Source organism: Brasilonema bromeliae SPC951, assembly GCF_012912135.1.
Classification (GTDB): domain Bacteria; phylum Cyanobacteriota; class Cyanobacteriia; order Cyanobacteriales; family Nostocaceae; genus Brasilonema; species Brasilonema bromeliae.
On sequence record NZ_QMEB01000042.1, the window covers coordinates 23415 to 30686 of the forward strand.

Genomic DNA, 7272 nt, shown 5'->3' on the forward strand with positions numbered 1-7272 from the left:
GTTAAGAAGAATTGTAGGTTGGGTTAAGCGCAGCGCAACCCAACAAAAACGAGGTAGGTGTTGGGTTTCGTTCCAAGGGCCCAACCTACGTCAGCATTAGTTTTTAGCCTTATCTGAACCGTATTGAGATTCAGGGAAGAACGAACCAACAGGTAAAGGTTGACCAAGTAAAAAAGCAACAATAATCGCAAATGTTACCGCGCCGAAAACAACTCAGAAGATGTGTTGGCTTTTTGGCTGGTGGTTGAGTGCGTGCTACATGATTTAGCGGTAAGTCATCATAACCACTCTCACAAGGTGTAGCATCAGCTTTCATTCTTGCGTCAGAGGTAAACCCAACCAATCACTTAATTCATGAGCAAGCCATTCAATTTCTGGTTCAGATTTAATCACACCATGAGTACCGCCAAGCTGATATTTATGCACTCCTGCCCAAATGATCAATTGAGGTAGAATTTCAACTCTGTTACCCTGAGAGTCTGTTTTAAAGGTCTTTGGCGAGTACACTAACTTAGTGATATCCTGTGTTGGTGATGAAGCAACACGATTGAATTTCAAGCCAAAAAAATCCCAGATGAAGGCAATTTTTTGCCGATTTAAACGAAGTCGAGTCCTTCTGCACAAAGGAAAGAAAATCCAAGATAACATCTGAAAACCAGCGCCCCAAAAGGGAAGCGAGAATAAAGCAAAAGGTATGTTTATGGGAAAAGGTGCAGCGAGGGCGCTAATTGTCCAAAAAAGAATAAAAGAATTCCAAGAAATAGCAAACAAAACCATGAATGTCATCGACGGCTGAAAACCAGTCGGTGGAATCAGAAGATCAAAAGAATTTTCATCTTTCTTGAGTGTGATTTTGCTTCCTGCTGGTTTCGTCATTTTGATGGTTAAACTATGACGTCCAGACTCACTTTTGGTGTTAAGCTTTTGCGAAATTTCTTGATCTTTACTAGTCCAATGTTGACCATCCCAATACCAAATCCCTCTCTTCTTGTCTGTGAGGTGCATTTGTTCTGGGTGCTGTTGTTGTAAAAGTAGTGGATGTTCCAAAGCAGCTAATGCTTCACGCGCAGAACTCAACCGTCGTTCTAAACTAGGTTCGCTCATTCGGCGCAACCACTCAGTTAAAATAGGACTCAGAATTGCCGCCTGCTCAAATTGAATCCGTAAGTCCTTTTGAGGTAAATCTGCTGGTTGTGTCCCCGTGACTAAGTAAATTAAAGTCGCACCCAAGCTGTAGAGATCAGATGCAGGAACCGTGCGTCCACCAAATTGCTCTGGTGGCATATAGCCATAAGTTCCAACTACAGTCATTGTCCCACCTTCAGAGGCTGCTACAGTCTGCACCGAGCCAAAATCTACCAAATATATTTGACCTACACTATTACCAGAGCGATTTGTCAACAAAATATTACTCGGCTTAATATCTCGGTGGATTGTTGGAGGTTTATGCTCATGTAAGTATATGAGAATTGTTAAAAGTGCTTTAGCTATTTGTTTGACTTCTGCTTCTGTAAAAGTACGCCCAGCTTTGATGTATTCGTCCAATGTTTGCGCTGGGATATAAGTTTGTACAAGAGCAAACCCTTTGATATTTGATGAATTTATCTCAAAATAGTCTAAATAGCGAGGAATAGACGGATGTGCTATTTTTTTGAGAGTTTCAGCTTCTCGCTCAAACAGCTTGAGATCCTCCCACTCAAAGTCACTGCTAAAAGACAGTAACTTGACAACCACCATTTCACCAGTTACAAGATCACGAGCTAAAAGCGTCCGTCGCCCAGCCTTTTTTCCCAATTGCTGCTGTATTTCGTAGCGATCGCCCAATACTTGACCATTCATTATGATTGCTTATGGATATAAATTTAAAACCTATTTATTTATTTTATTTTCTTAACCTAGCTAGATACATATCTTTTTTTGAATTTCTCCTGTGGAGTGAATTTTGAATTGCCTATGCCCTCCCAACTTTGGCCTTACATTACTCCTGGTATTCCAGATGATTTGTTTGAACGCTTGCCAGGAATTCCGCTGAGTAAGCGAGAAATTCGACTACAGTTGCTTGCCCAACTGCGTCTTTTACCCAACACCGTGTTATGGGATATTGGTGCAGGGACAGGAACGATTCCAATAGAAGCGGGGTTACTATGCCCAAAAGGACAGATCTTTGCTGTAGAACGAGATGAAGATGTCGCCAACTTGATCCGGCACAACTGCGATCGCTTTGAGGTGAAGAATGTCGAAGTCATTGAAGGAAGTGCCCCTGAGTGTTTGCAGAACCTAAAAGTTGCTCCTAATCGCGTTTGTATTGAAGGAGGACGTCCCATCCAAGAAATTATGAAAGCAGTGTGGCATTACTTGCAACCCTCAGGTCGAGTTGTCGCCACAGCTGCTAATCTAGAAAGTCTGTATGCTATTTCTCAAAGCTTTGCCCAGTTGCAAGCCAGAAATGTTGAAGTCATCCAGTCGGCTGTGAACCGTTTGGAGACACGAGGTTCTTCTGCGACTTTTACTGCCGTTAATCCCATTTTTATTCTCAGTGGTGAGAAACTAGACTAGAAAACAGAATCATCGAAGAAAGAAGTACGAAGAAACGAAGATGCAAAAATTTCTTCAATCTTCATTTTTCTTTTTTAACTCTTGACTTTTTCCTTCTTTTGCCCATGCCTTGGTCTCGGATTGTTAGTGGAATTGTTGCAATAGCCCTTGCTTTGACTGCGACCCTTTTGGGTGGGTGGTACTTTACTCTTTTGTTTGCGGTTATCGTTATTCTAGGTCAACTAGAATATTTTGATTTGGTGCGAGCAAAAGGCATAGTTCCTACTGCTAAAACCACCATGTTTGTCAGTCAAGTACTGCTGATCATTTGCACTTTAGATAGGAACTTGGCTGATGCCGTAATGCCACTGGCTGGCACTTTTATTTGTTTTTACCTGCTGTTTCAGCCAAAAATGGCAACAATTGCGGATATTGCCGCTTCCATTTTAGGGCTATTTTACACAGGGTATCTGCCGAGTTATTGGGTGCGGTTGCGATCGCTCCACGGTGCGACTATCAGCAATCTACCTGTGAGTGATTACCTGTCCACAATTTGGACAAATATAGTCAACGGAAATTTTAGCGCTTTACCCCAAGGTCTGACCGGAACAGCACTCACTTTTGTATGTATTTGGGCAGCTGACATTGGTGCTTACTTTTTTGGGAAATTTTTTGGCAAAACCCCTTTATCAGATATCAGTCCGAAAAAAACAGTCGAAGGAGCGGTTTTTGGTATTGCTGGCAGTGTTGTCGTCGCTGTCGTCGCAGCATATTATCTCAATTGGCCTAAATTCGTTTTTACTGGTGTCGCATTAGGTTTGCTTATTGGTATTGCTAGTCTATTGGGTGATTTGACCGAATCTATGCTCAAGCGTGATGCTGGGGTAAAAGATTCAGGGCAGTTAATCCCCGGTCATGGAGGTATCTTGGATCGTACGGATAGTTATATTTTCACGGCTCCTTTGGTTTATTATTTTCTCACTCTCTTGTTGCCACTGGTGGGTAAGTAGTGAAGAAACTTCTTGCAAAAGTGAATTGCTATCAAATGAGCGCCCCACGAGGGGGAAGTCAAAAGTCAAAAGGAGCCAGTGCGTTGGGCGGGTTCCCCGACTTGAAGCAACTGGCGTTCAAAAGTCAAAAGTATTAAACCCCCTCGCAACTTTTGAAAGAAGCACATTTTTCTTCACTTTCTGAAAGTCTTGCTCTATAAGGATTTTAAAATGTGCATCTTAAGAGTATTGATTTGATTGTGTCGCAGTCAAGGAACCGAAGTTCGAGATTGATGGGGTGTTTTTGCTAAATGCTCCCGAAATCCCACTCGTAACTTATTGGTGCCAAAATGACACCAATAAGTTAAAATTAGAAGAACATGACACCATTATCTCCATGTCTAATAGTCACAAAAATACAGTTCGGATAACAGCGAGAATTGCTGTGAGTATTCAAGAAACTCTAGAAAGAGCAGCAGAATTATCAGGTGCTACCTTGAATCAGTTTATGATTCAGGCGGCGTTGAAAGAAGCAAAAAAAATCATAGAAGATGAACGAGTGATTATTTTGTCACAAAATGATGCTGATACGGTATTTAGCCTAATTGAGAATCCTCCTGTACCGAATGCCAAGTTAAAAGCAGCCCTGAAAAAGCACAAGGAATTTTTCAGTGAGAGTCATTGAATTACTAGGTAAGCAGCATGACCGCGATAGCTTTAACTGTGGCAATGAAGCATTAAATCAATTCCTTAAACAAACAGCAAGACAGCATATCCAAAAAGGTGTTTCCCGTACTTTCGTTCTAGTTAATACAGAGCAGCCAGAAGCGATAATTGGTTTCTTCACATTAACATTGTGTGAAGTGCGTGTAGACAATTTGAGCGCGAAATTTTTTAAGAAATATCCTTCAAAAGTTCCTGGTGTCAAGCTGGCAAGATTAGCAGTCGATCAAGCCTATCAGCGACAAGGAATTGGAGAAGTTTTGATGATTGAGGCAATGCAGCGTGCCTTAATTGTTGCGGAAAATGCGGGAAGCATTGGTTTATTTGTTGATGCAAAAGATGAAAGTGCAAAAACCTACTACTCTGGTTATGGTTTTGTCAGCTTGGAAGATGCGTCTTTAGAACTATTTTTGCCATTGTCAGTCATTGAGCAAATGCTTGAGTAATGGTTAAGCTACGTCAAGGCGCGATTTACAGACGAATGAGGAACCTCAGAACGATTTATTGGTATCAGCTATTTCAGTGCAAGCGATCGCCTATTCAACTGATACACAGCTTTTTCTAATTCAAATAAATCCCAGACGGATGTTTTGTTGTAAGGAAATGCACCCGACTTGGGAACGGGAATCTCAAGAGTGCGATCGCTTCTCTTACACAGAAGAATCGAAGCGCGATCGCACACCGATAAAATAAATTAGCTATCTGAGGAAGGACGCAAAGCTTTGAGATCCTCCCTTAGTTCCTCTAATTTCTCACCCGATTCTTTGGCGATTTGAGAGCAAAGAGTTGTTGAAATTAAGCCGGTAGCGGTGGTGACGCTCCCTTCAGAGGCTTTACCAGAAATCAAAAGCCCAGCACCAATTACGCTGATGCCAAGGGAAGCTGCAACTGCTACAACAGAGAGGTTGAAAGTCTGCCGTGCCTGACGCAGATGCTCATGAAATACATCTAGCATCATTTTAAGGTAAGCGTCAGAGTGCGAATCGTCAGATGAAAAATTTTGAGATTTCATATGTGGTTTGGGGTGTGTTTGTTACCTCCTCTAGCATCCAGCTAAATTCCCCAAACATTGATTGCACAATCGTTTGGCTAAAATTATTCTATGATTGTCCTATGCTTGGCTTTTGATTGTGTACTATAGTCCATAAACCCTTAGCTGCAAGGTATGAGCAAGAACAAACAAACTGTCAAAGCAACTAATGAAGGTTTAGCAAAAGCTGAGAAGGCTTTGAAGAGATTGTATGAAACACAGTTAGGCCTGGCAAACAATTTAAAAGGCTCAGTTGGTCGCAGCACTATCCAGAAGTTTTTTAAAGGTGAGAAAATTCAAGTTGATAAGTTTAAGGAGATTTGTACAGCACTAAAGCTTGAATCGCACTGGGAAGCGATCGCAGGTTTAACAGATTTACCTAGCTCAGTTGATGTACCAGATAATAATTTATCTGAGTCAGTCAAGGAAGTAGAGGATAACAGTATTGATGTAGATGCCTTAGTGCAAGAGGTACGCGAGAAGGTAACACCCTATATCAAAGAACGCTGCGGCACAATGCGGGTGCTAGATATGACCCAGCCTATTGGGTTAGATAACATTTACACTGAGGTCAATATTTTTGAGAAAATAACAGGACGCACGCGACTAGGGATTGCTGAACTAGAACAAAACTTAGACGTAGAGAATTTTGACCGCTTTGGACTTGGCAAAGTAACCCAGAAGCGTGTACCAGGACTCCAAGCAGTAGAGCAACACAGCAAGCTGATGGTGTTGGGTAAACCAGGAGCGGGAAAGACCACATTTCTGAAATACTTGGCAATGCAGTGTATTGAAGGGGAGTTTCAGAAGCAACGCTTTCCAATTTTTATCACACTCAAGGAATTTGCAGAAGCACCCGAAAAGCCAGATATTCTAAAGTATATTAGCCAACGATTATCTGACTGTGATTTAACAGATGCTGATGTGAAGGCAAAGCAACTGTTAAAACAAGGTAAGGCATTAATTTTACTAGATGGGCTGGATGAAGTCCGAGAAGAAGATACCAAGAAGGTTCTAAATCAAGTTCAGGAATTTTCCTACCAGTTTCACAAGAATCAATTGATCATCATTTGTCGAATTGCTGCTAAGGAATATACTTTTCAAGGGTTTACTGAAGTAGAAGTAGCAGATTTTGACTCTGAACAAATAGCTACTTTTGCTCAAAACTGGTTTCAATCAAGAAAAGACCCAGTCAAAGGTAAGCGCTTCATCGAGAAACTAAAAGAAAATAAACCAATTCAAGAACTCGCAACCAATCCTTTATTTTTAACTCTACTTTGTTTAGTCTTTGGTGAAGCTGGGGATTTTCCTGCCAATCGTTCTGAGCTTTACACCGAAGGTGTAGATGTGTTATTGAAAAAATGGGATGTTAAGCGTAACATTAAGCGAGATAAAGTCTACAAAGACTTATCTTTACAGGGCAAGGAAAACTTACTCTCGCATATTGCCTTAACTACTTTCGAGCAGAAAAACTATTTCTTTAAGAAAAAGACGGTTGAAGATGACATTGCTGATTTTTTCCGCAACTTACCTAATGCTAACACTGCGCCAAAAGCATTAGAACTAGATAGCGAAGCCATTTTGAAATCAATTGAAGTGCAACATGGGTTACTAGTAGCACGGGCAACGGATATCTACTCCTTTTCTCACCTAACATTTCACGAATATTTCACTGCTAGGGAAATCAAAGAAAGGTCTGCTTGGGCAAAATTGGCAGAGCATGTCGCTGAAAAACGCTGGAGAGAGGTCTTTTTGTTGACCACAGGAATGGTGCGGAGTGCTGATGATTTATTAAAGTTGATGAAACACCAAATTGATACTCTTTTAGCAAAAGATGAGAAATTGCAGCAATTTCTCATTTGGGTTGAGCAAAAGTCAAAGTCTGTAGAGGCGCGTTATAAATCTGCTGCTATTCGAGCATTCTGCCTCGACCTCTCCGTCTCCCCAGTCCTCTCCCTCTCCCGAGACTTATAGTGGGTGAGATGAAAACCCTGT

Annotated in this window: 8 protein-coding genes; 6 read left to right on the plus strand and 2 right to left on the minus strand. The window is 41.4% G+C overall.

Annotated features, from left to right (window positions below; all coding sequences use genetic code 11):
* Nucleotides 1-312: 312 nt before the first annotated feature.
* Complete coding sequence (locus DP116_RS07875; RefSeq protein ID WP_169154659.1) at nt 313-1839, minus strand: serine/threonine protein kinase; 1527 nt, start codon at nt 1837-1839, stop codon at nt 313-315.
* 114 nt (nt 1840-1953) lie between these two features.
* Here DP116_RS07875 and cbiT point away from each other — a divergent pair, with 114 nt between their 5' ends.
* From cbiT to DP116_RS07900, 5 genes are all read left to right on the plus strand, one after another.
* Nucleotides 1954-2556 (plus strand): precorrin-6Y C5,15-methyltransferase subunit CbiT, encoded by a 603-nt coding sequence (gene cbiT, locus DP116_RS07880; protein WP_169154660.1) that lies wholly within the window; start codon nt 1954-1956, stop codon nt 2554-2556.
* Between the two features lie 104 nt (nt 2557-2660).
* A complete protein-coding gene (locus DP116_RS07885) occupies nt 2661-3545 on the plus strand; it encodes a phosphatidate cytidylyltransferase (RefSeq protein ID WP_169154661.1) in 885 nt (294 codons plus the stop codon).
* A gap of 376 nt (nt 3546-3921) precedes the next feature.
* Nucleotides 3922-4209, plus strand: a complete 288-nt coding sequence (locus DP116_RS07890; RefSeq protein WP_169154662.1) for a type II toxin-antitoxin system TacA family antitoxin — start codon at nt 3922-3924, stop codon at nt 4207-4209.
* Nucleotides 4196-4693 carry a GNAT family N-acetyltransferase gene (locus DP116_RS07895; RefSeq protein WP_169154663.1) on the plus strand — a complete coding sequence of 166 codons (498 nt, stop codon included), beginning with the start codon at nt 4196-4198 and terminating at the stop codon, nt 4691-4693. Before DP116_RS07890 ends, DP116_RS07895 begins: the two co-directional genes overlap by 14 nt.
* 58 nt (nt 4694-4751) lie before the next feature.
* Entirely contained in the window at nt 4752-4940 is a 189-nt protein-coding gene (locus DP116_RS07900) for a hypothetical protein (protein WP_169154664.1), read from the plus strand.
* Nucleotide 4941: 1 nt separating this feature from the next.
* Here the strand turns inward: DP116_RS07900 and DP116_RS07905 are convergent, their stop codons facing one another.
* Nucleotides 4942-5259: a TRADD-N-associated membrane domain-containing protein gene (locus DP116_RS07905; protein ID WP_244837726.1), complete on the minus strand. Its 318-nt coding sequence runs from the start codon at nt 5257-5259 to the stop codon at nt 4942-4944.
* Between the two features lie 153 nt (nt 5260-5412).
* Between DP116_RS07905 and DP116_RS07910 the strand changes: the two genes are divergently transcribed.
* Nucleotides 5413-7251, plus strand: coding sequence for an NACHT domain-containing protein (locus DP116_RS07910; RefSeq protein ID WP_169154665.1), 1839 nt, complete (start codon nt 5413-5415; stop codon nt 7249-7251).
* The last annotated feature ends 21 nt before the right edge of the window (nt 7252-7272 follow it).